A 24,720-nucleotide genomic window follows, 5' to 3' on the forward strand; every position below is an offset into this window, starting at 1 on the left:
CCGTATTCGTCATTCCCGGCCGCCGCTCTGAGAGACACGGGGCAGCGCAGAACGTGGTGCCTGTGACGCTTCCGCGTCGACTCCGTGTGCATCCTGCGGTCCTTTCTCTTCTACTCCGTGTACAGCCTGCAATGCTTCCGCCTCTGCTCTGCTCTCGGATTGCGCTGTCTTCACTGAGCGCAGGCTCTCCGTCACCGCGCTGTACACCAGTCTGCCAATGGCTCCGCCGAGGTCAGTCGCCGTTCCGGCATACACATGCTCCGCAGCATAGCGGCGGCTTCCGCTCACCGCAATCACAATGGCATCCGTAGTGGTTCCCGTTGCGCCAAGCCCATTCTCGGAATCCGTGATTCCGAGGTCTGCCAGCGCCGCAGCCTTCGCTTCCGTGGCCGTCATCACAGCATTGACCATGGCCGACTGGGACAGCCAGCCGTCGATGCCGAGCATGATATTGATCGTGCCCGGACGGTAGGCCGCAAGCACACTACGCTCCGACCCGGCCGGGGCCGCGTTGCCCGCCGCCGCTGTTACGCAGCAGAATATGCCCGCTGATCCCGTATCCTCCTCGGCAACAGCGGCGTGCTCCAGGGGAACCGCTGTCATCAGACCCGCACAGCCTTCCAGCGGGTAGCCCCATTCCTGAAGCTTGTTTTCCAGATCCTGCACCGGATTGCTGCATTCGTAGTCCCGGCTGACGTATTGGTTCACCGCACGTTTCAGACGCCCCGCGCCTCCACCATATACTGCACTTGATATACTATCCGCTTCAGCCGGAAACTCCACCAGCAGATGGCCCTCCCGCCATTCCAGCGTCAGCCCGGGCCACACCTTACTGCGGTACGTCTTCTCCCCGTCTTCGGCCTTAAAGGGCAGCTTTACCTTCGCTACCTTCGCTTCCTGCACTTCCTTTGCTTCCTTCATATCCTTCGCTCCTCTCCGTTCGCTCCGATTAGCCCTCTTCGCGCGCTCGCAGCCTGCACTGCCGCCGTTCTTGCTCACATTCCCGCCCGCAGCAGCTCCCCCATCTGCCGCAGCAGACGGTCGTTGTCTACGCAGCCCTTGACCGCGACGCGGATATGCCCGGCTTCAAGGCCGGGGTACATCGCGCAGCTGCGGACGAGGATGCCGCGCGCACCCAGGCGCTGCTGCATCTCCTGCGCGCTCCACGGAGCGGGCAGCCGCAGCAGCAGGAAGTTCGCTTCGCCCGGCGGCACGCCGCAGCCGAGCTCAAGCAAGCCCTCCCGCAGCCGCTGCCGCTCGGCTGCGATCAGCGCGCGCGTCTCCTGCCCGTAGCCGTCGCCGCAGCGCAGACAAGCTTCCCCGGCCAGCAGCGCCAGGCCGTTCACGCTCCAGGTCACCTGCTTGCCAGTCATCGCCGCGGCAAGCGCCGGATGCGCGGCAGTGAAGCCCAGCCGCAGCCCCGGAATGGCAAAGAACTTCGTCATCGAGCGCACCAGCACCGTATGACGATAAGCTCCCAGCTCCGGCAGCAGGGATTGCCGGTCCGCCTCCGGGATGAAGTCGATGAACGCTTCATCCACCGCCAGCACCGTCCCGCAGGCCTCCGCCTGCTGCGCGAGCTGCCGCAGCTCGTCCAGCGGATACTGGACGCCGTTCGGATTATTCGGCTGGCCGAGGAACAGCAGATCGACCTGCTCCAGCAGGGCGGAGATGCTGTCCACGGCAGCCCGGTAATCCATCCGGCTGGCCCCCTGAACGGACAAGACCTCCGCGCCGAACTGCTCCGCGAGCTGGCGGTACTCGGAGAAGCACGGCTCCACGATGCCCACCCGGCGCGGGGCTACCGCCAGCAGCAGCAGCGCCATCGACTCTGCCGCCCCGTTCGCCACGGTAATCCGCTCCGTGCCGAGACTCAGCTCCTCCGCCAGCAGCGCCTTGAGCCTGCGGTGGCCCGGATCGGGGTATGCGGTGACCGCTGCGCCCGCATCCCGGAGCAGCGCCAGCACGCCCGGCGGCGGACCCAGCGGATTAATATTGGCGCTGAAGTCCAGGAAGCCGCCGCTGCTGTCCCCGTATAACTCGGCGGCGGTCAGCAGATCACCGCCGTGGCCGTATTTTTCAAGCATAGCTACACCACCCTTGTCCATATTTCACCATCATATATCCCCCTTGTCCATATCTCCCCATCATAATATCCTCCGTGTCCATACTTCCCCATCATACTTCCTCCCTGTCCACTATTGATAATCTATCAGTGCTCCATCAGGTAATTTACTTCTATGTATGTCTCACTTCACTAACCAAAAGCTCTATTACCATTCTCCCAATTATTGGCCAATTCCCGGAAATTCGTCAATGCTATATCGCCTATGCACCCTGCCTTGAACCCGTAAACCTTCTGCATAGCCCCGTAACCCCGACTTGATCTCAAGGCTGATGCTATTGTGACGGCCGCTGCGAACTGCGAATACTCTAACTGCACTTTGTACAACTAAAGGGACCGATATTCAAGCGGAGTGCGTTTTAATTGCAGTTTGTACATCTAAAACTAACCCTATCTCAAATAATAGCCGCATCTCCTATTTTTAATTGTACAAAGTGCATTTAAACGGATAAACCCGCTGATTTCCCATCCTTTAGTTGCACGAAATACATTTAACTGCTATATACATGCCGCACCTGTTCATGATTCTCAGACACTCATCCGTCAACCGTTTCAATCCGCCACCCACGCCAATTCATCTTATTTCCCCATCCTACCCGCCAATAGCCCCCGCCCCTCTCCCGCCGCTCACTCCTCTTTTGAAGAAATCTCTCTTTTAGTTTAGAATAAGTACAGCAGTTTACTATGGTCACGCGGAGGAATCACGAATGCTTTTTATCGATAATACCGGAATTACAGACGCATCGATCAATCTCGCCATTGAGGAGTTTGCGCTCAAAAACCTGCCGATGGACGAGAGCTACCTGCTCTTCTATATCAACAGCCCGTCAATCATTATTGGCAAGCATCAGAATACGATTGAGGAGATCAACCAGGAGTACGTGAAGGAGCATAACATCCAGGTCGTGCGGCGGCTGTCCGGCGGCGGCGCGGTGTATCATGATCTCGGCAACCTCAACTTCAGCTTCATTACCAAGGATGACGGCCAGTCCTTCCATAATTTCCTGAAATTCACCCAGCCGGTCATCGACTATCTGCAATCTATGGGCGTGAACGCCGAGCTGAGCGGACGCAATGATCTTCAGGTCGGGGAGCAGAAAATCTCCGGCAACGCCCAGTTCTCCACCCGCGGACGAATGTTCAGCCACGGCACCCTGATGTTCGATCTGAATCTGGATGATGTCCAGGCTTCCCTGAACGTGAATCCCGAGAAGTTCAAGTCGAAGAGCACCAAGTCCGTGCGCAGCCGGGTCGCCAATATCAAGGAGCTGCTGGGCAATCCTGACATGACGATTGAACAATTCCGCGAAGGGCTGCTGCGTTCCATCTTCGGGATGGAGGCCGCTGACGTTCCGCAGTACAAGCTGACCATGGACGACTGGGTGCGGATCAATGAAATCTCCAAGGAGCATTACCAGAATTGGGACTGGAACTACGGTCTTTCCCCTAAGAGCAACGTGAAGCACACCCGCAAATTCCCGGCAGGGCTCGTGGATATCCGTATGGATATTGAAGATTCGGTCATCCGGGAGATTAAAATCTACGGCGACTTCTTCGGCGTCGGCGATGTGGCAGATGTGGAGAACGCGCTGCGCGGCAAGCGTTATGAGGAAGCAGAGGTCCGCCAGGCGCTGGCTGATCTCGATCTGAAGCATTACTTCGGCCGTATTGAGCCGGAGGACTTCATCGGACTTGTGTTTCTTGAGGAATAGCTTCATAGCAAGTCGAATTTTATATTTTAAAAGAACCCCGCTAACCTGCCGCATCCTGCGCAGAGCTAGTGGGGTTCTTTGCCTTCGTATGCTTGCCGGGTTCGCTGCTATACAAGCACGAACACATACAACACCAGCGTCAGCGTAAGCATCACGCATACTTTCTCCACCGCGTTGCCCTTCTTCGTGCCGGTGCTCATCAACTTCAGCCGCAGCTTAAATGGAATCGGAGGCAGCGGGGTGATCCCGCGCTGGGTCAGGGAGTCGGCGAGGAGATGCAGCCCGTAGGACAGGCTCCCGGCAATCCACAGACTGCCGCCGTCATTCATGTCAAGGGAGACGAAGTACAGCAGCGCGCCCCATCCGGCAACGGCATACAGCGTATGCGTGATTCCCCGGTGAGGAACTATGGAAGCTACGACCAGCACACAGGCGGCGATATAGTTCCACGGATCATAGGCATCGGCAAAAGCAAACAAGGCCAGCGCAATCAGCAGCATCACCAGATGCCGCAGCCTGCGGCTGGGCAGGAAGGATACGCTGCCCACCAGCAGCGCCAGTGCGATATTCCAGGGCGGCTCCGCTATCCCGGCAAAATAAAGATAAATGCCCGCTCCGATCAGCGCTACCTGCAGAATACGCAGCAAAAACTCCGGCACGGCCTTGCGTACCAGCATGGAATTCGGCTCGTCGATATCGGGCAGCAGCGAGCTGACGACGGCGACAGCAACAGCCGGAAGGGTAATAGCATGCCCTAGCAGGCTCATGGCGGACAGGGTAACCCCGGTGCTGATAGCTAAATGGGATTTGCCCATCATGGTGAATCCGCTCCTTAGATGAAAGTATAAATGCTTCTGGATGTCTTGAAATAAGAACAGGTGTGCGGTTACCGAAGTATACCAAGGCTTTCCTTTTTTGTCCAGCTTATATGTAGTTTCCAGGCTCTTCACGCCCGTGGGGCCAAGGATGCCGCACAGTTTCGGCTTGTCCTGCCCCCTGTTTTAGGATACAATTTGGACAACTCAACTGGCCCTGAAAGGATGAACCCTGTGAATCGCTCCCGAATCGCCGATCTAAGTCTGCTACTGGTGGCGATGATGTGGGGATGCACGTTTCTGATCGTGCAGTCTGCCGTGCGGGTGCTGCCGCCGCTTGCTTTTAACAGCATCCGGTTTACAGGTGCCGCCGTGCTGCTGGCCTTGATTACCGCTGTCTTCTACCGCCAGGATTGGCGTAAGCTGAGCTTACGCATGGTGATGCACGCCCTGCTGCTGGGCCTATTCCTGTTCCTCGGCTACGGCTTCCAGACCGTCGGGCTGCTGTACACCACCACCTCCAACACGGGATTTATCACCGGGCTGTCGGTGGTGCTGGTCCCGTTCCTGTCTCTGGCACTGCTGAAGACGGCCATCTCCAGATATACCTGGCTGAGCGCCGGGCTTGCAGCGGGGGGCTTGTATCTGCTGACCTTTACCGGCTCTGCCTTCTCCCTGAATAAGGGCGATGGCCTGATTCTGCTCTGCGCCGTGGCTTTTGCGCTGCAGATCGCGTATACCGGCAGATACGCACCGCGTTATCCGGCCCTGCCGCTGGCGGCGCTTCAGCTTGGCTTCGTAGGCCTGCTCAGCATCGCCGCCTCCCTGCTCGTGGATGGAAGCGGCCCGCTGCTGCATAGCGGAGAGCTGCTCCGCCAGCCGGAGGTGCTCTCTGCGATGCTGATCTCCATCGGCCCGACTAGCGCCTTCGCCTTCTGGATTCAGACGGCCTGCCAGAAGTACACCACCCCGTCCCGGGTGGCGATCATCTATGCCATGGAGCCGGTGTTCGCTGCCGTCACCGGTCTGCTCTTCGGCGGAGAGACGCTGGGCGTATCCGCACTGCTCGGCTGCGGCTGCATTCTGGCCGCTATGCTGCTGGCGGAGCTCAGCCCCGCGCCGTCAGGAACGCAGGCGGAGGGCTGAGCCGGAATCTGCGGACCCTTTTACCAGATTAACGTTAATAAGTTCCATTACTACAGACAAAGAGCCGTTCTTCCGTTACCCTTCCTATAGAAGCTTCAGCGGATAGCCGGACTATAAACCACGCTTAGGAGAGAACCCAAATGTACAAATTGATTGCCATTGATATTGACGATACCCTGATTAACGACGACAAGGAAGTGACCCCGGCCACCCAAACCGCGCTGGAGCAGGCTGTAGCCGCTGGCGTAGTAGTTACTCTGGCTACCGGACGCGCTTATGCTTCTGCCCAGGCGATTGCCCGCCAGACCGGTCTGAACGTGCCGATCATTACCTATCAGGGCGCACTGGTGAAGAATCTGCTCGATGAAGCAGTGCTCTATGAGCGTTATGTGCCGCAGGACGCGGTGCGCAAGCTGTTCCAGTATTGTGTGGAGCATAACCTGCACCTGCAGACTTATATCGACGATAAGCTGTATGCCCGTGAAGAGAACCAGAAGCTGATTGATTATTCCACCCTGAACGGGACACAGTACTATATCGAACCGGATTGGGAAGCGAAGCTGGTTCCGCAAAAAACACCAAAAATGCTCATTATCGACGATCCGGACTTCCTCGATGAATTGTCCCCGATCCTGCGCAGCCTGCTCGGCGATTCGGTTCATATTACGAAGTCCAAGCCGCATTTCCTGGAGATCATGCACCATGAAGGCACCAAAGGCCTGGCGCTTGAATTCCTGGCTAAGCATTTCGGCTGCGACCTGTCCGAGACCATCGCTGTAGGCGATTCCTGGAATGATCATGAGATGCTTGAAGCTGCCGGCCTCGGTGTCGCGATGGCGAACGCCATTCCAGCCTTGAAGGAAATTGCCGATTTCGTTACCCTCAGCAACAATGAGGACGGCGTGAAATACGCCATTGATAAGTTCATTCTGAAGACTGCTGAATAAGCAGCGTGTATAAGCTGAACTTAAGATACTAACTTAAAGCTTAGTCGTCACTGCGGTGAATATTTGGACTTCCGGACGCTTCCATCCCGCAGCAGCACAAAGGGTGCCCTCCTTCCGGTTCACTGAACCGGCGGCAAGGCACCCTTATTCTATTTTCCTGCTGCAATACCACAATCATTCCTGCGGCATACTCTCCTCCCAGGCCATCCGGGCCAGCGGAAAAGGTGAGACCGCCCGCTCCAGAATCCCCTGCACATAAGCGATTGCAACCCCGTAATTGACGATGGGTATTCCGGCATCCAGAGCCTGCTCCATCCGCCAGAGCATCCCTCTGCGGCTGAGCATGCATCCGCCGCAGTGAACGATAAGGGCGTAGTCCTCCAGATTATCCGGGAAGCTCATACCGCTGGCGAACCCGAATTCCAGCTGCTTGCCGGTGGCCTGGCGGAGCCAGCGCGGAAGCTTCACCGTGCCGATATCATCAGCCTGGCTGTGATGGGTGCAGGCCTCGGCAATCAGCACCCGGTCCCCATCCTGCAACCTGTCGATGGCGCGCGCACCTCTCACCAGCTCTTCGAGATTGCCCTTCTGCCGGGCAAACAGGATCGAGAATGAAGTCAGCGGAATATCCCGGGGTGTATCAGCGGCCGCCTTCAGGAATACCTGTGAATCGGTCACCACCAGACGCGGCTTCTTGCCGAGACTCTCCAGCGTTTCCTTCAGCTCGAATTCCTTGGTTACCACGGCAATGGCATCGCTCTCCAGCAGATCACGGATAGTCTGCTGCTGCGGGAGAATCAGCCTGCCTTTGGGCGCTGCCTGATCAACCGGAACCACGAGTACAACCAGATCGCCCGGAGAGACCAGATCCCCGATGATGCGGAACTTATCCCCGGCTTCCGGTACAGAGGCGCCGATCGCCTTCATCAGCTCAGGTATCCCGTCCCGCTTCAGCGCAGACACTGGAATCACCTTCATGCCCAGCTCCTGCTCTGTGCAGGTGACCAGAGCGGCAAGCTCCTCCTCCTGCGAAGGCCCGCCTGCCGCTAATACATCTGTTTTATTCAGTACCCCTATTGCCGGAATCCCCCTGCTGCGGACGGTCCCGGCAAGCTCCCGGTCCAGCGGGAGCACACCGCAGGCAGCATCTACGGCGATCAGGGCGATATCGGTTTTATGAAGAACCTGAGCCGTCTTCTGCTTCCGCAACTCGCCCAGCTCTCCTGTCTCATCCAGGCCTGCGGTATCTATGAATACAACCGGTCCGAGCGGAAGCAGCTCCATCGCTTTATACACCGGGTCGGTTGTTGTTCCTTTAACAGGTGACACCACCGCAGCATCCTGCCCTGTGATCGCGTTGATCAGGCTTGATTTCCCGGCGTTGCTCCTTCCGAATATGGCGATATGCAGCCGGTTCGAACGGGGCGTATGATTCAGACTCATACGGCTCTCTCCTTCCCCAATAGCAGTTAGCACGGGTCCGAAATCAATAGCCGGGTACACCCGGCCGGGTCACTTGGCAGGGATTCAGGATCCGGGCAATCTCTTCCTCCGGAAGCAGCTGCGCCTCAACAAGCACCTGCTGCACCGTCCGGCCTTCCCGGCTGGCCTGCTTGGCAAGCTCCGCGCTCTTCTCGTACCCGAGGTGATGGATCAGCGCCGCAGCCAGCACAGAGGAATTCATCACCTGCTCCTGACAACGCTGCTCACAGATACGGATCCCCCGCACACAGCGCTCTTCGAACAGGTTCACGGCATTTGCCAGAATCTCCAGCGACTCCAGGAATGAATCCGCAATCAGCGGCATGAATGCATTCAGCTCCAGCTGGCCGCCCGCAGCCGCCAGCGTCACAGCGGTGTCATTGGCAATAACCCGCATCGCCACAAGCCCGGCCAGCTCGGCCATGACCGGATTGACCTTCCCCGGCATAATCGAGGAGCCTGCCTGCACCGCCGGAAGCTCAAGCTCCCCCAGGCCTCCCGCCGGCCCGCTGGCCAGCAGCCGCAGATCCCCTGATATTTTCATAAGATTAATAGAAGCCGCCTTCAGCAGTCCGGATACTTCAGCGAAGACATCCATATTCTGCGTAGGGTCCATCGGGAATTCACTGCGGGCCAGGCCGTAGCCGGTCAACTCCTGCAGAATATCGGTCATCAGGAACGTATATTTCACCGGGGCATTGAGCCCTGTTCCGATCGCCGTGCCCCCAATGTTAATCTCCCGGAGCCGCTCCTCGACTTTATACAGCCGCCAGCGGTCCCTGGCCACCGCTTTGGCATAAGCCCCGAAGCCCTGCCCGGCCATCATCGGCAAGGCATCCATCAGCTCGGTCCGGCCCAGCTTGAGTACATCCGCGAATGCCTTTTCCTTCTCCTGCAGAGCTTCCTGCAGGGCTGCAAAGGCTTGACTAAGGGCCCGGACCCGCCCGATTGCAGCAATTCTCAGGGCGGTGGGATAGACATCGTTGGTGGACTGGCAGCAGTTGACATGATCCAGCGGATGCACCTGTGAATAGTCGCCCCGCTCCCCGCCCAGCAGCTCAATGGCACGATTGGCGATGACCTCGTTCACATTCATATTGGTGGATGTCCCGGCACCGCCCTGCAGGGCATCTACCGTGAATTGTTCACTGTAAGCACCCGCCAGGAGTTCATCACAGGCCTGCACAATCGCCAGGGCTATCGCTGACGGATAGGTATCCAGCTTCAGATGGGCCAGCGCCGCAGCCTTCTTCACGGTAATCATGCCTTGCAGCAGATGGGCATTAACCGTTCTGCCGCTGACCGCAAAGTTATCCATGGCCCGCAAGGTGTGAATACCATAGTACGCTGACTCAGGCACAGCTCTGGTTCCCAGTGCATCCTGCTCCATACGAGAAGAGTTCCGCAGATTCTCCATCGGGGCAACCTGCCTCAAGCCTTAACTTCCAGGATTTCCAGCACACGCGGCAGTATGCCGCGGAAGTAGGCAAAAGCAATGCCATAGTTGGTAATCGGCACGTTCTGCACTCCCGAGCTGCGCAGCCGCATCATCAGCTGCTTGCGGTTGAAGATACAGCCTCCACAGTGCACGATCAGCTTATACCCGGAGATATCATCAGGGAAGTCGGGTCCCACACTGGTTGTAATCTCCAGTCTGCCTCCAGCGCTCTCCTCCAGTCTGGTCTTCACCAGCATACGGTCAATTTCCCCGTTATGCGGGTGATGGATACAGGCCTCCGACAGCAGAACCTTGTCACCGGGCTTCAGGGTGGAGATCATCCCCGCTCCGGCTACAAAGGTGTCCAGATCCCCCTTAAACCGCGCCATCAGAATCGCAAACGTGGTCAAAGGTACGCTCGCGGGTATAATCTCGTTCACTCTGTCGAACACCTGCGAATCGGTGATGACCAGATTCGGCAGACGGTTCAGGCCCGCGAGCAGCTCCGGCAGCTCTTTTTCAGTAACAGACAATGCTATCGCGTGATGATCAAGCAGATCGCGGAGAATCTGCTGCTGTGAGGCCACCAGCCGGTATTTCGGCGCAGGGATCAGCTCAGGCAGCACCATTACGACCAGATCCCCCAGGTTCACGAGGTCGCCTACGATGCTGTTCCGCTCAAATTCGGCGGGGGCAAGGTCGCTCATGGCAAAGCGCAGGCTGCCAAGGTTGGTGTTCCGCTTCACGCTTAGCTTCACGAAGGGGATCGTCAATGCTGCTTTTAAGGAATCAATGTCTGTATAGTGGTCGTCGGTCTTGGCGATGACCCCGATGACCGGGATATTCCGTTTCTCCATTTCCCGGACCCATTCCTTCTCCAGCTTATAGTCACCGGCCTCATCCGAGAAAATCATGATTCCAAGATCGGTCAGATCCATAACCTCCCGTGTCTTCTGCACCCGGAAGAGGTCAGCGTCATCAATTCCGGCGGTATCCACGATGATCGAGGTGCCCAGATTCTTCATCGTCAGATACTGAAAGATCGGCTCTGTTGTCGTTCCCGGCTCATCGCTGACCAGCAGGGCTGATTTTTCTGTGAGCGCGTTGACCAGACTGGATTTTCCTGAATTTCTTCTTCCAAAAACAGCGATATGCATTTTGTTGGATTGTGGTGTAAACTGCATAACAATTCTCTCCTCAACATGCGATTTTTAGAAGTGCAAATCCCGTTCACCCTTCTCTATGCGCTGGAGCCGGTCGACTGTAGCCTTTCTCGCCGCTTCTTTCGGAATATCCTCAAGCCCCTTGCGGATGATCTCTTCCCCCAGATGACGAGTCGTATCGTCCGCATAATCCAGCAGATATTCTTTGAAGGTCAGCAGGGAATTGGGCTGGCATATATTATGGATCTGCCCGGATTTGGCCAGCCGCATGAAGCGGTCGCCGGTCCGGCCTTCCCGGTAGCAGGCGGTACAATAGCTGGGTACGTATCCGTCCTGGCACAGTCCGCGGATAATCTCCTCCGGTGAACGGTGATCACTGACCTCGAACTGAGGCTTCTCGCCCGGCTGCCCTTCGGCCCTCTGCTTATTCTCCATGTAGCCCCCGACCCCGGTACAGGAGCCCGCACTCACCTGGGAAATTCCCAGCTTGATGACCTCGTCACGGAAGGAAGGCTCTTCCCGGGTGGAGAGAATCATTCCGGCGTAAGGAACGGCCAGGCGCAGGACGGCCACTAGCTTCTTGAAATCCTCGTCCTTCACCAGATGCGGATAGATATCCAGATTTACATTCTCCGCCTCACGCAGCCGGGGAACAGACACCGTGTGCGGACCCACACCAAACCGCTCCTCCAGATGCTCGGCATGCATCAGCATGGCGACGGTATCGTATTTATGGTCATACAGGCCGTAAAGCACGCCTATGCCCACATCGTCAATCCCCCCTGTCTGCGCGCGGTCCATAGCCGTAGTGTGCCAATCATAATCGCTTTTGGGACCCTGGGGATGCATGGCTGCATAGGTGGGCCGGTGATAGGTCTCCTGGAATAAAATATACGTTCCGATCTCGGCATCCCTGAGCTTCGTGTAATCCTCTACGGTGGTTGCAGCAATATTAATGTTCACCCGGCGGATGCTGCCGTTGCCGACCTTGACGGAATAGATCGTCCGGATGGCTTCCACCACATAGTCAATGTCACAGTTCACCGGATCTTCTCCGGCCTCCACCACAAGACGCTTGTGCCCCAGCTCCTGAAGCACACGGACCTCAGCCGCCAGGTCCTCCTGGCTCAGCTTCCGCCGCAGGAAATCCTTGTTAGTGTGCTTGTATCCGCAGTAGTCGCAATTATTGACGCAGTAGTTGCTTATATATAAGGGAGCGAATAATACAATGCGGTTACCGTAAATTTTCTCTTTAATCACCTTGGCAGCGCGGTTAATGCTGCTTAGTACCTCCGGATCTGTAACCTCCAGAAGCACAGCTGCCTCCCGGTGGGTAAGCCCCTTGCAGGCTTCCGCTTTTTCCAGAATCGATTGGACATAAGCCTCATCTCCGGCCTTAATCTTCGCTTCTGCCAGACTTACAAGAATTTCTTCATCATTGATAAAATCCGCCGCTTCCCAGCCCTTCCGCAACCTCGTCACCTCCTCTTGAATATGTGGCTGAATATAGGGACAACTGCTTATACCCTGGAACGGGCCTTATAATGGGTGTGCAGCAGCTCATGTGCCAGATGGCTGTTAGGCTCTCCCAGGAATTCTTCATACAGCGCTTTAATAAAAGGATTGTTATGCGATTTACGAACCGTCTGCGCCTCGTCTTCCGAATAGATTGCTTTGGCACGCTCTGCCTTAATGTCAATCCGTGCGGCTGTGCCCGCGTCCAGAATCGGCTGGCCTCCGCCCGCAATACAGCCGCCGGGACAGGCCATGACCTCTACGAACTCATAGCTTTTCTCCCCGGCTTCCATCGCTTCCATCAGCCTGCGGGCATTGCCCAGACCATGAACAACAGCCGTGCGGATCTTCTGCCCGTCAGGCAGCTCAATCACATTCTCCTTGATCCCGTCCATTCCCCGGACCGCTGTGTATTCAATCGTAGCCAGCTCCTTCCCTGAGGTAATTTCGAACACGGTACGGAGTGCTGCTTCTGCTACCCCACCAGTTGCACCGAATATAACTGCGGCACCTGAGCCCTTGCCGATCGGATTATCGAAGGCCTCATCCTTCAGGTTCACAAAGTCTATACCGGCCTCCTTGATCATGGATGCCAGCTCGCGCGTCGTGAGGACCCAATCGACATCCTGCAGCCCTTCACTCGACAGCTCTTCGCGCGCGCCTTCGAACTTCTTGGCCGTACAAGGCATAATGGAGACGACGACCATATTCTTGGGGTCTATGCCGGCTTTCTTGGCGAAGAAGGACTTCACCATCGAACCTTCCATTTCATGCGGGGATTTGCAGGTAGACAGGTTACTCAGCTTGTCAGGGAAGTTATGCTCCATAAATTTCACCCAGCCGGGGCAGCAGGACGTCATCAGCGGCAGGTTCTCTCCGCTGCGGAGGCGGGAGAGCAGCTCTATCCCTTCTTCCATGATGGTGAGATCGGCGCCAAAGTTCGCATCGAACACTTTATCAAATCCAAGCCTGCGCAGCGCTGCGACCATTTTGCCCGTCACCCGGGTTCCCACCGGCAGGCCGAATTCTTCTCCCAGGCCCACACGTACCGCAGGCGCTGTCTGGACAACGACAACTTTGCCTTGGTCTGCGAGATCATGCCACACATCATCAATGTTCTCGTGCTCCGTAAGTGCCCCTACCGGGCAAGCCATAATGCACTGGCCGCAGTGGACGCAGGTAGATTCGGCCAGCGGACGGCCGAACGCGGTTGAGATTACCGTATCGAAGCCGCGCTTCGCGAAGCCGATCGCCCCCACCGTCTGCATGGTTCCGCAAGCCCCGACACAGCGGCCGCACAGGATGCATTTCGAGGCATCGCGCACGATGGACGGGGAGGTATAATCCTTCTCCTGGCTCGATTTCTCGCCGGTGTAAGTCACTCTGCGGATATTCAGCATACTGGAGACATCCTGCAGCTCACAGCTGCCGCTGCGGGAGCAGCTGAGACATTCCTGATTATGGTCGGACAGCAGCAGCTCCACTGAAGCCTTGCGGGCATCGCGCACCTTGCGGGTGTTCGTCCGGATCTTCATGCCTTCCTCTGCAATCAGCGTACAGGAGGCAATGAGCCGCGGACCTACCTCAACCACACATACCCGGCAGCTGGACGAATGGTTGAGCCCTTTCAAATAACACAGAGTCGGAATATCAATGCCCTGACTGCGCGCGGCTTCAAGCACGGTCGTCCCTTTGGCGACTTCTGTCTCCAACCCGTCAATCATAATTTTAACCGTATCCAAAGTGATCCCTCCCCTCGTCAGACTATCGCTACGGCCTTGAACTTGCATACATCGAAGCAGACACCGCACTTGATGCAGACAGCCGTGTCGATGACAAACGGCTCCTTCATTTCGCCGGAAATCGCATCTGCCGGACACTTTTTGGCGCAGAGGCTGCAGCCCCGGCACAGCTCCGGATCAATCTCATAAGCGATCAGCGATTTACAGACACCGGCCGGACATTTGTGGCCTTCAATATGGGCCAGGTACTCTTCGCGGAAATACTTGATGGTGGACAATACCGGATTCGGAGCGGTCTGTCCTAACGCACACAGGGAGGCATTCTTGATCTGCGCCGAGAGATTCTCCAGCTTCTCCAGATCCTCCAGGCTGCCTTTGCCTTCCGTAATCTTATCCAGCAGCTCCAGCAGGCGTTTGGTGCCGATGCGGCAGGGCGTACATTTCCCGCACGACTCATCGCGCGTGAAATCCAGGTAGAATCTGGCTACGTCAACCATGCAGGTGTCTTCATCCATGATGATCATGCCCCCGGAGCCCATCATCGAGCCCAGGCTGGTCAGCGTATCGAAATCAATGGTGCAGTCCAGATGCTCCTCGGTCAGACAGCCGCCGGAAGGTCCGCCGGTCTGTACAGCCTTGAATTTCTTGCCCCCCGGAATCCCGCCGCCAATCTCAAAAATAACCTCGCGCAGGGTAATTCCCATAGGAACCTCAACGAGACCGGTATTCACCACTTTCCCGCCCAGCGCGAAGACTTTGGTGCCTTTTGACTTCTCGGTCCCGATGCTTGCATACCAAGGGGCGCCTCTTAGCATAATCTGGGCAACATTCGCCAGGGTCTCCACATTGTTAATGATCGTAGGCTGCCCCCATAACCCCTGAACAGCCGGAAAAGGCGGTTTGGGTGTCGGCATCCCCCGGTGTCCTTCAATGGAATGGATCAATGCCGTTTCTTCTCCGCAGACAAAGGCTCCGGCGCCAAGCCGCACCTCAATGCTGAAGCCGAAGCCGGTGCCAAGGATATTGTCGCCGAGCAGACCATATTCGCGGGCCTGATCAAGCGCTCTCATAAACCGCTGAACCGCGATGGGATATTCTGCGCGGACATAGATGAAGCCCTGGTTAGAGCCAATGGCATAGCCGGCAATCGCCATCGCCTCAATGACAGAATGCGGATTGCCTTCGAGGATCGAGCGGTCCATGAACGCTCCCGGGTCTCCTTCATCCGCATTGCAGATGACATACTTCTGCTCTGCCTCCTGCTTCGCAGCAAATTCCCACTTCAGGCCTGTATTGAATCCGCCGCCCCCGCGTCCCCGCAGACCGGACTGCTTCATCGTCTCAATAACCTCCTGGCGGCTCATCGTCTTCAGCACCTTGCCGAGCGCCTGGTAGCCTTCACTGCCGATGTATTCATCAATATTCTCCGGGTCAATGACTCCACAGTTGTGCAAGGCGATCCGCACCTGCTTCTTGTAGAACTCGGTTTCCTCGAAGTTCAGGATTTCACCGTTCTGCCTGGTCTTCTCATAGATTTTCTTCTCATACGGTTTGCCGTGGAGCAGATGCGCCTCCACCAGCTTCGGAATATCCTGAACCTCCACCCGGCTGTAGAATATCCCTTCCGGATAGACAATGACGACCGGCCCGAGCTCGCATAAGCCGAAGCAGCCGGTGCGCACGACCTCCACCTGCTCCTGAATGCCGTGGCCCGCTATTTCCTGATTCAGCCTGGCGATGATCTGGTTGGAATCTGACGAGGTGCACCCCGTCCCGCCGCATACCATTACGGATCGATACTTGATGGAATCCGGTGATTCCCTGGTAATTCTCCGGTTGTCCAGACGGCCTTGCGTAAGTGTTCTGATCGCTTCAAGATCCGTTAGAAGCTTCATGCCCTTCCCTCCTGTCGCTGCGCCACAGGCGCAGGATGTCAATTGTATTCCTTCAGAATTTTCGGAATATTGTTAGGTGCGAGCCGTCCATGAACCTTCTCGCCGATCGTCATGACCGGTGCAAGGCCGCAGGCCCCCAGGCAGCGCGTGGCTTCAAGTGTGAACTTGTTGTCCTCTGTCGTTCCTTGTACAGGCACTTTAAGCTCTGTGCTGAGACGGTCAAGAACGCCCTGTGCCCCCTTGATATAGCACGCCGTCCCGAGACACACATGAACCACATGCTCCCCTTTGGGGGTGAGCGAAAAGAAATGATAGAACGAGGCCACACCATAGATTTCACTCATCGGCAGGTTAAGCTCGGCAGACACTATCTGGAGCACGTGCTCCGGCAGATAGCCGTAGATATCCTGAATTTCATGGAGCACAGGAATGAGAGCCCCTTTGATCATTTTGAACTGTGCAATCGCGGTCTGGACCTTCATCAGCTTCTCATCTGCTTCAGCTGCGTTCCCGCAGCTGCTAACTTGTTGTTCCATATTATCGCCCCCTCCGCTTACTTAGCTAAAAAGTTATGCAAGGTGATCAGGAATCGAACATTTTTTGCTGCAATCTGTATATACTGTATTGAGAATTATTTTCAATTGAACAGGATGAGGCCAACATCTGTATTTCAGCCGGCCTCATCTCACTCCTTACTAGAGCAGCGAGCTTTCATGCTTGAGCTTCAGCCGGCTCCAGCGGCGCTCAATTTCGGTCTCGAAGCTGTGGAGCAGCTCTTCATCCTTGAGCAGATGCTTGGTTTTGCCCATTCCCTTCAGCCAATCTACTGCCGGAATACGCTTGCCCTTCAGCTCCGGATTGTAGGTGATGCTGGTGATGCCCTGCTCAATTTCATACAGCGGGAAGAAGCAGGAATCCACAGCCGCCTTCACCAGGTCATGGCCGCTATGGTCAGGAGTCTTCCAGTTCAGCGGGCAGGCACAGAGCAGCTTCCCGTAGGCAGTGCCGACGTTATTCGCATACCACTGGGCCTTGGCTGCCTTCTGCAGCAGATCCTGGGGATTGGATTCGGCACCGGTGAATACATAAGGGATGTTGCAGGCCGCGAGTATTTGTGCTGTATCCTTGTGATGCCCTTTTTTCCCCTTCTGCGTTTTGCCCACTCCGGAGGTACTGGTCATGTGGCCTACAGGCGTGGAATAGGACAGCTGGGAACCGGTGTTCATATAGCCCTCGTTATCGTATTCAAGAATGATCATTTTGTGGTTGCGGAGCGCCGCCCCTACGGTAGCCCCCATCCCGATATCCATGCCGCCGTCACCGGATACCATCACGAAGGTGACATCATCACTGATCTGAATCTCGCCGCGCCGTTTCAATTCATAGAAGGCATCCACCATACCCGCGAGAGTAGCTGCACCGTTCTGGAACAGATTGTGTACGAAGGTCTGGTTATGGGAGGAGTAAGGATAGCTGGCTGTCACAACATAAGCACAGCCCGTCTGGAACAGGACCACCATATCGCCTTCGATTCCCTTGAAGAACAGCTCCAGTGCGGATAGCGCCCCGCATCCGGGACAGGCGCCATGTCCGGGGGCCAGCCGGTGCGGCTTGGCGGTCAGCTGCCGGAGCGGAGGCAGCTTCACCTTCAGCCGGCCGTCTTCGCCTGGCGTCACTTCAATAAGGCCGCTCTTGTAAGCCTCCCCATACAGCGGCTCACTGACCGGAGCAAGGGCGTTCTTGGGGTCGCCGGGGTAATAACCATGATAGTCAAAGGGGATCTCGGCATAACCTTTAGCTGCTGCATCCATAGCCAGCTGGAAGAAGGCTTCCGCATCATCCGCATAGAAGTCCTTGCCCCCCAGGCCAAAAATACGGGAGAGGATAATCGTCTGGTTATCAGGGTCCACCTGCAGCGCTGAGCGGATCTCATGGGTCAGGTTCCCGCCCTTGGCACCGTACGAATCCGCGCGTTCACCGACCAGCAGCGCCTTGACGTTCTTCAGCGCCTGGCGCAGCTGGTCCGCCGGGAACGGACGAATGATATTGGGGCGGACCAGACCCGCCTTGATGCCCTTGGCCCGCAGCGCGTCAACGGTATCCTTGGCGGATTCCCCGGCGGAGTTCAGCAGGAACAACGCCACTTCAGCATCGTCCATCCGGTACAGGTCCAGCACTTGATGTTCACGCCCCGACAAGGCGGCATATTCCCGCGCAACCTCCGCATAGACCTCGCCCGCTTTATCCAGCGCCAGCGACAGCTGATAGTGGTTATTCAGCAGGTCATCGCCGCCCATATGCGCACCTATGGTCACCGGATGGGCAGGATCGGACACATTCGGATAATTATGATTCGGGTTCGGGCCCACGAAATTCTGTACCGCCTCGTTCTCCTTGAAGTATTGGACCTTGCGTTTCTGGTGGGAGGTGAAGAAGCCGTCATAGGCGACGATAACAGGCAGGCGTACCTCCGCATGTTCGGCAATTCTGAGAGCCATGATGTTCATATCATATACAGCCTGGGGGGTGCTGGCTGTCAGGATCACCCAGCCTGTATTCAGGCCATAATACAAATCGGAGTGGTCCCCGCGGATATCCAGCGGTCCGCTCACTGCACGGGTAACCAGGTTCAGTACCATCGGGAACCTCGTCCCGGACTGGGTAGGCAGCTGCTCCAGCATATACAGGAAGCCTTGCGAGCTGGTAGCATTGATCACGCGTGCACCGGCCATAGCCGCACCGTAGCATATCCCGGCAGAGCCATGCTCCCCGTCTGCAGCGATCAGCTGAATATCGTGCTGGCCGCGGGCTTTCATCTGGTCCAGATACTGGGCCACCTCGGTGGAAGGCGTAATCGGAAAATAACCCATGATATGATAGTTGATCTGAGCCGCTGCCGTAGCCGCCATTTCATTCCCTGATTCGAAGCAGGTCACCTGCTCGGCAGGTACGGCCTGTGCCTCTGTATTCTCACTAACCGCCATTGTTGTATCCTCCCTGTCCATTTACTTGAATACCTGCGGAACGCGGTGCTCTTCGGCAAACCCGACCTCTTCACGGATACTGGTCAGCGCCTCCGTCGGGCAGACATCGATGCATTTCAGGCAGCCTTTGCAGTAGTGATAGTCGATGCCAAGCAGGGTCTGCTGCGGCCGTCCGCGCTTATCCTCGCCTTCCTCCCAGACAAAACAGTTGTCCGGGCACACACTGTCGCAGGCCGCGCAGCTGATACATGAATCGATGTCCAGTACCGGCAGGACACCGGAACGCGAGCCGCTCAGATCCTTCTGGGTGCTGTTGCCCTGAGCCAGAATGACGCCGCCCGGCACCTGTGTCTCATAGCCGAGCAGAGATTGTGTGCGCTTGAAGGGAGCGGCCACGGTCCCTGCGGGCACCTCGTAGGTCTTAAATCTCACTTCGTTATAGCCGCGGTCGAAGGTGCGGATGTTGGGCTCCACCAGGTGCGGATATTTCTTCTCGAAGGTACGGCGGATGACCTTACGCATTGCCTCCGGATCAAGGAATTCACAGATACGGAACATCGCACCGAGCATCGATGTATTGACTTTCGTCTGCTCCTCAACAGCAATTCCCATGGCATCCACCAGAGCAACCGTCCCGTATTCAAGCTTCAGGTCTGTCCGGACCTCATCGAAGTCCCGTGTAGTGTTAACCAGAACCACACCCTCCGGCTGCAGTCCGCTGACCACGTTAACGGTTCTGTACAGGGCTTCGTGAAAAACCGCGATCAGATGGGGCTCCTCAATGGGACTATGATCCCTGATCTCCACCTCCGGGTCGCAGAAGCGGACAAAGGTTTTGATCGGGGTCCCTTTTTTCTCCGAGCCGTAAGACGAGAAGTTCGCTGCATTGAAGCCGAGCTCAAGCGCGCCGGTCTCGGCAAGCATCTTGCCTGCCAGGTTGGCGCCCAGTCCGCCAATAGATTCCAGACGGATTTCATAAAAGCCAAGCGCATTCTTTTGTGGCAACGTTGACATTGGATTTCCTCCTTGAAGTTTGGTGAGCCTTACGGAAGAACGTGCTTTTAAACTCTAGTTCATGAATCGTGAATTTATTCACTTACTAGATTGAAATAATCCCTTACCTTCTTGGTTCTCCCCCTGCTCTGCCGGTGAAGCTGCAGTGATCCCCTCTGCTGAGGTCAATCCGATAGCCAGCGGCTGCGATTCTCATCTCAAGACAGCTCCTGCACAGAGATGCCTCGTCACCCATACAGATTTTGTTCTCATACAGGGCATATTTCCTGCGGACACCGAGCGGGGACAGAATGGGCATCACTACATTGCAGCCTGCCCCAAGCGCCTTCTCCCTGCCGACTGGATCAAGCGTCCCCATGGCCGTGGTAGCAGGTATCAGCGCCTCCGGGACAAGCAGTCTGGCCATAGCAATCATTACGAGCGTGTCCTCTACCGTTCCGCCCCGCGCATCCTTAAGCGGCGTTGCGCTATGCGGGATGAACGGGCCGATGCCGATCATCTCCGGCTGGAGCTCCTTCAGAAACAGGAGATCCTCTGCCAGGTGCTCACAGGTCTGGCCGGGAAGACCCACCATGAAGCCCGCTCCAACCTGATAACCAATATCCTTGAGCGTATGCAGGCAGCTCACCCGGTGATCATAGGACATTCCCGGATGCAATGACTGGTACAGGGAGCGTGAGGCTGTCTCATGCCGGAGCAGGTACCGGTCAGCCCCTGCATCAAACAGTGCACGGTAAAAGGCTTCGCTGCGCTCCCCTATGGACAATGTGATTGCCGCCTCGGGAAAACGGAGCTTCATGCTCTTGACTATGCGGATCAGCCGGGCCTCCGTGAAGTAGTAATCCTCTCCGCTCTGCAGGACAAACGATCGATATCCGAGACTATAGCCCGCTTCTGCAGACTCCAAAATTTCCTCCTCCGTCAGACGGTAGCGCTCTGCCGAAGGATTCGACCGGCGCAGACCGCAGTACAGGCAATCCTGCTTGCAGAAGCTGGAGAATTCAATTAAGCCTCTTAAAAAAACGCTTTCACCATAATGCAGCTTCCGCGTCTGTACCGCCAGATGGAATAACCTGTCCTTGCGCTCAGCGGTGAGATGCTGCAGTAAGCAGATAATCTCCTCCTTATCCAGCTCATGGCGCTCAACTAATTTGTCCAGCAATCTCTCCATCTGATATTTCCTCCATCCCGCAGGCCCCGCCCAACGATAAAGCTGGTTGTTTCCGCCTTTTCTCAGGCTAAACAAGCTCTTGCTTAACGAATTACTCTAGACTATGCAGGGGGTCATAGTTACATGACGGTGTTAATCGGCTTTATTTCTGCTTTTTGTGTATATTCTGCGAATTGTTTCCCAGTTGCTGTAACCCAGTTTTCATCCTTATAGCACCCAGCTCAGAAACCTGGAACATTTAAGGATTGGCATACACAAATAACGGGTCTCCGATGGCCGGAAACCCGTTGTTTATGCTTCGGGAGGACCTTAAGCCTCCCCTTCAAATCATTAAAGTGTTACTTGCTGGTATTCGTCCTTCCAGACCTCCAGCCCCTCCGGCACCTCTTCTTCCTCCAGCTGGGAATGATACAGCTCAGAGTACCGTCCCTCCGCCGCAAGCAGCTCCTCATGTCCGCCCCGCTCCACAATCTCCCCGTTCTCCATCACCAGGATGACATCGGCATTCTGGATCGTTGAGAGCCGGTGGGCGATTACAAGCGTTGTCTTATCCTTCATCAGCTTGCGGATGGCCTGCTGGACCATTCGTTCTGACTCATTATCAAGTGCCGCAGTAGCCTCATCCAGCAGCAGAATCGGCGCATTTTTGAGCATCGCTCTGGCAATGGACAGCCGCTGCCTCTGACCGCCGGACAACCGGGAGCCATGCTCGCCAATATCCGTGTGTATGCCTTCCGGCAGCTCCGTCACGAACTCGTACGCATTCGCCTGCCGCAACGCCTCGATAATCTCTTCGTCTGACGCACCAGGCTTGCCGCTCTCGATATTGTCCCGGATGCTCCCGGAATATAGGCCCGACTCCTGAGGCACATAGGCGAAGTAGCTGCGCAGCTCTGCCAGCGGTATTCCGCTGATCGGACGGCCGTTGATCGCAACCTCACCTGCATCCGTCTGGTAGAAGCCCAGCAGCAGCTTGAACAGGGTGGATTTCCCGCCGCCGCTCGGACCTACTACGGCCATTTGCTGGCCGCGTGCCAGCTCCAGACTAACCTTGTTAAGGCTCTGCTTCTCACTGCCCGGATAGCTAAATGACACCTCTGCGAGCTGAAGCTCCCCGAACCCCGGCAGCTCCGCCTGGACCTCAGGCAGCACCTCAACCTCAGCAGGCGCATCCATCACCTCGAAGATCCGCTCCGCCGCACCCAGCGACTGCTGCATGGAAGCGACCAGGCCCGGCAGGGACGAGAACGGCCCAACCAGATAATTCATCAGCTGAATGAAGGCAATCATCGCCCCGACCTCAAGTCTTCCATTCGCCACGAACCAACCGGCAATCACCAGAGCCAGCAGGAAGGTCAGATTCCCCAGCAAGGAGGAGATCGCTCCGGTGGCTCCTTCGATTCTCGCTTTCTTTTTCTCTCCTGAGGCAATATCCTCACTGTAGCCAACATATTGCTTCTGCAGCCTGCGCTCCATGGAGAATGCCTTGAACACCATACTGCTGCCCAGAATATCGTTCAGAAAAGCCGTAGTCCGGCTCATACTTTCCTGCACCCGCACACTGTTGATGCGCATCGCATTGCCGAAGATTTTACCGGTCAGGAACAGCAGCGGACCGATGGACAGGCAGATCAGCGCCAGCAGCCAGTTAATATAGAGCAGATAGCCGAAGGAGGCTACCGCCAGCAGCGGGTTGCGCAGCAGATCCAGCATCACCTGCCCGCAGGCTTCACCGACCGATTGATTGTCATTCGTGAACCGGGACAACAAATCACCGGAATGATTGCGGTCGAAATAAGACTGCGGCAAGGCCAGCGTATGCCCCATCATGTCCTGACGCAGCTCATTTCTGATTTTGGCCGATACATTGGTCTTGAGATACGCACTGACGAAGGTATTCAATCCCGTAACCAGCAAGAATAGAATCCCGAACCAGGTAAGTCCCTTGAACGCCTCCACATCCAGCCGGACAGCAGCATCCGTAATCCGGGCCAGGAACCAGGCCATCGTAAGATCAAGCACAATACTGAATAACGTCACCAACAGCAACACGGCATAAATCAGCTTATGTCTAAGCATGTATGTACTTAATCTGGAAAAAGCACCTTTCTTTCTCACAACATCAGCTCCTCTTTAGAATTCCGCACCCCGCACCTTGGCATTACCTTGCTGTCATGAAGTTCCCCGTACGGCCCGCGGGTACTTTTGTGGAGAATGCCATCCCCACTGGCACATCGTTTTAGTATAGTACCTCCTTCTCTTTTTGAAAATAAAGAAATATACGCATTATATTCATAAAACTGGAAGTCAGCCCCGTCGTGGGCTCACTCTCTGCGGCTCCGATGCCACTAGTGTACTAGACCCCTGGAAAGTGCCCCAGCGGCGGGGGGCGGATTCCCGTATCGGTCTTAGGGCTGAAATCCATTGTAAGAGTCCTGAAGAAAATGAACGCTGTAGCTTCAAAAGACACTGCGGAGTTATGCGGGATTATGCGAAAATCATCGCCGATGCTTGGTGATTACTTGGGGGAAATATGGGGGAGCGTATTGTATACTTGCACAAAGCATGGTTGGTTAAGAGAGGATGAAGGAATTGTCATGGCCAAAACACATATGGAAGAATCAGCAGAAGAGCAAACAAGGCTGGAAACGCTTAGATTGGCCCGTCTGATTGAGGCTCATGTTACACGTGACGGTACAGCCGAAACACCGATCCAAGGCTTGTATTTCAACCGTTACTCGCAAACGGAACCGTCCGATTACCTGCACACGATGCAGTGGCCGACGGTGGGCATTGCCGCCCAGGGCACCAAAATGATCAAGATCGGCGAAGCCACTTCCGAATACAGCGGATCGCGCATTCTGGTTGCTCCCGTAGCGGTGCCCATCCGCATGCAGACGATTCAGGCAAGCGCTTCGGAACCGTTCCTCGGCGTGGGCGTCTATCTCGATCCGCGCAGAATCGCTGCGCTTATCCCTCAGGTCTTTCCGAACGGCCTGCCGAAGATCGGCAAGCGCAGCGCAAGCTATGTGCTGGAAGGTGAACCGGCTTTGATAGGCGCGGTGACGCGGCTGGTCGCGTGCCTGGACGAATCCGGCGACAACGGCCTGCTGGCCTCGCTTGCGGCGGATGAGATTTTCATCCGGCTGCTGCGCAGTCCCATCGGCGTCTATGTCGCCGAGACCGTACTGGCCGGCTCGGATGTCCAGCGCGTCGCCAAAGCGATCGACTGGCTGCGGAGCCACTTCGCCGAATCGCTGAGAATCGCCGAGCTGGCAGACATGGTCCATCTCAGCGAGTCCTCCTTCCGCGAATATTTCAAGTCGGTGACCTCCATGAGCCCGCTCCAGTACCAGAAAGCGCTAAGGCTGCAGGAAGCGCAGCGGCTGATGCTGTCCGGCGGGCGGGATATTACCACGGCGTGCCAACTGGTCGGATATATCAGCGATTCCCAGTTCAGCCGGGATTACAGCCGCTTCTTCGGCAATCCGCCGAGCCGGGATATCGCCAAGTGGAAATCGGGCCTCATCTCCTGAATGCTACCCAGCAAGCCCTCCGATCTTGTCAACGG

The 24,720-nt window shown here is 56.3% G+C and carries 18 protein-coding genes; 4 read left to right on the plus strand and 14 right to left on the minus strand.

Translation table 11 applies throughout. The annotated features are described in order from the left end of the window. Positions 1–9 precede the first annotated feature (9 nt). Both MHH78_RS29890 and cobD read right to left on the minus strand, forming a co-directional pair. A complete protein-coding gene (locus MHH78_RS29890) occupies positions 10–921 on the minus strand; it encodes an adenosylcobinamide amidohydrolase (protein ID WP_341169805.1) in 912 nt (303 codons plus the stop codon). A gap of 74 nt (positions 922–995) precedes the next feature. Further along, a complete protein-coding gene (gene cobD / locus MHH78_RS29895; protein WP_341169806.1) occupies positions 996–2,087 on the minus strand; it encodes a threonine-phosphate decarboxylase CobD in 1,092 nt (363 codons plus the stop codon). Positions 2,088–2,832: 745 nt separating this feature from the next. On the opposite strand from cobD, the gene MHH78_RS29900 reads away from it, so the two are divergent. Next, positions 2,833–3,837 carry a lipoate--protein ligase gene (locus MHH78_RS29900; RefSeq protein ID WP_341169807.1) on the plus strand — a complete coding sequence of 335 codons (1,005 nt, stop codon included), beginning with the start codon at positions 2,833–2,835 and terminating at the stop codon, positions 3,835–3,837. A gap of 107 nt (positions 3,838–3,944) precedes the next feature. On the opposite strand, the gene MHH78_RS29905 is transcribed toward MHH78_RS29900, so the two are convergent. Beyond that, entirely contained in the window at positions 3,945–4,655 is a 711-nt protein-coding gene (locus MHH78_RS29905) for a metal-dependent hydrolase (RefSeq protein WP_341169808.1), read from the minus strand. Positions 4,656–4,886: 231 nt separating this feature from the next. Between MHH78_RS29905 and MHH78_RS29910 the strand changes: the two genes are divergently transcribed. Continuing rightward, the gene (locus MHH78_RS29910; protein WP_341169809.1) at positions 4,887–5,798 is read left to right on the plus strand and encodes a DMT family transporter; all 912 of its coding nucleotides are present in this window, start codon (positions 4,887–4,889) and stop codon (positions 5,796–5,798) included. A 140-nt stretch (positions 5,799–5,938) separates the two neighbouring features. Beyond that, positions 5,939–6,745 (plus strand): Cof-type HAD-IIB family hydrolase, encoded by an 807-nt coding sequence (locus MHH78_RS29915; RefSeq protein ID WP_341169810.1) that lies wholly within the window; start codon positions 5,939–5,941, stop codon positions 6,743–6,745. A 174-nt stretch (positions 6,746–6,919) separates the two neighbouring features. On the opposite strand, the gene hydF (MHH78_RS29920) is transcribed toward MHH78_RS29915, so the two are convergent. The 11 genes from hydF (MHH78_RS29920) to MHH78_RS29970 all read right to left on the minus strand — a co-directional run bounded on the left by hydF (MHH78_RS29920) (position 6,920) and on the right by MHH78_RS29970 (position 23,267). Continuing rightward, positions 6,920–8,188 carry a [FeFe] hydrogenase H-cluster maturation GTPase HydF gene (gene hydF, locus MHH78_RS29920; RefSeq protein WP_341169811.1) on the minus strand — a complete coding sequence of 423 codons (1,269 nt, stop codon included), beginning with the start codon at positions 8,186–8,188 and terminating at the stop codon, positions 6,920–6,922. A gap of 43 nt (positions 8,189–8,231) precedes the next feature. Further along, a complete protein-coding gene (locus MHH78_RS29925; protein ID WP_341169812.1) occupies positions 8,232–9,644 on the minus strand; it encodes an aspartate ammonia-lyase in 1,413 nt (470 codons plus the stop codon). A gap of 14 nt (positions 9,645–9,658) precedes the next feature. Beyond that, complete coding sequence (gene hydF / locus MHH78_RS29930; protein ID WP_341169813.1) at positions 9,659–10,849, minus strand: [FeFe] hydrogenase H-cluster maturation GTPase HydF; 1,191 nt, start codon at positions 10,847–10,849, stop codon at positions 9,659–9,661. Positions 10,850–10,876: 27 nt separating this feature from the next. Further along, positions 10,877–12,301: a [FeFe] hydrogenase H-cluster radical SAM maturase HydG gene (gene hydG, locus MHH78_RS29935; protein WP_341169814.1), complete on the minus strand. Its 1,425-nt coding sequence runs from the start codon at positions 12,299–12,301 to the stop codon at positions 10,877–10,879. A 47-nt stretch (positions 12,302–12,348) separates the two neighbouring features. After that, positions 12,349–14,085, minus strand: coding sequence for an NADH-dependent [FeFe] hydrogenase, group A6 (locus tag MHH78_RS29940; RefSeq protein ID WP_341169815.1), 1,737 nt, complete (start codon positions 14,083–14,085; stop codon positions 12,349–12,351). Positions 14,086–14,102: 17 nt separating this feature from the next. Next, a complete protein-coding gene (nuoF, locus tag MHH78_RS29945; RefSeq protein WP_341169816.1) occupies positions 14,103–15,980 on the minus strand; it encodes an NADH-quinone oxidoreductase subunit NuoF in 1,878 nt (625 codons plus the stop codon). 38 nt (positions 15,981–16,018) lie between these two features. Further along, complete coding sequence (gene nuoE, locus MHH78_RS29950; RefSeq protein ID WP_036727578.1) at positions 16,019–16,516, minus strand: NADH-quinone oxidoreductase subunit NuoE; 498 nt, start codon at positions 16,514–16,516, stop codon at positions 16,019–16,021. A gap of 159 nt (positions 16,517–16,675) precedes the next feature. Further along, on the minus strand, positions 16,676–18,964 hold the full coding sequence (locus tag MHH78_RS29955; RefSeq protein WP_341169817.1) for a thiamine pyrophosphate-dependent enzyme: 2,289 nt from the start codon (positions 18,962–18,964) through the stop codon (positions 16,676–16,678). Positions 18,965–18,985: 21 nt separating this feature from the next. Then, on the minus strand, positions 18,986–19,978 hold the full coding sequence (locus tag MHH78_RS29960) for a 2-oxoacid:acceptor oxidoreductase family protein (protein WP_341169818.1): 993 nt from the start codon (positions 19,976–19,978) through the stop codon (positions 18,986–18,988). A 103-nt stretch (positions 19,979–20,081) separates the two neighbouring features. Further along, positions 20,082–21,149 (minus strand): [FeFe] hydrogenase H-cluster radical SAM maturase HydE, encoded by a 1,068-nt coding sequence (gene hydE / locus MHH78_RS29965; RefSeq protein ID WP_341169819.1) that lies wholly within the window; start codon positions 21,147–21,149, stop codon positions 20,082–20,084. A 330-nt stretch (positions 21,150–21,479) separates the two neighbouring features. Beyond that, entirely contained in the window at positions 21,480–23,267 is a 1,788-nt protein-coding gene (locus tag MHH78_RS29970) for an ABC transporter ATP-binding protein (protein ID WP_341169820.1), read from the minus strand. Between the two features lie 479 nt (positions 23,268–23,746). On the opposite strand from MHH78_RS29970, the gene MHH78_RS29975 reads away from it, so the two are divergent. Continuing rightward, complete coding sequence (locus tag MHH78_RS29975) at positions 23,747–24,685, plus strand: AraC family transcriptional regulator (protein ID WP_341169821.1); 939 nt, start codon at positions 23,747–23,749, stop codon at positions 24,683–24,685. Positions 24,686–24,720 lie beyond the last annotated feature (35 nt).

Origin of the sequence: Paenibacillus sp. FSL H3-0333 (assembly GCF_038002805.1) — a bacterium.
Classification (GTDB): domain Bacteria; phylum Bacillota; class Bacilli; order Paenibacillales; family Paenibacillaceae; genus Paenibacillus_AQ; species Paenibacillus_AQ silagei.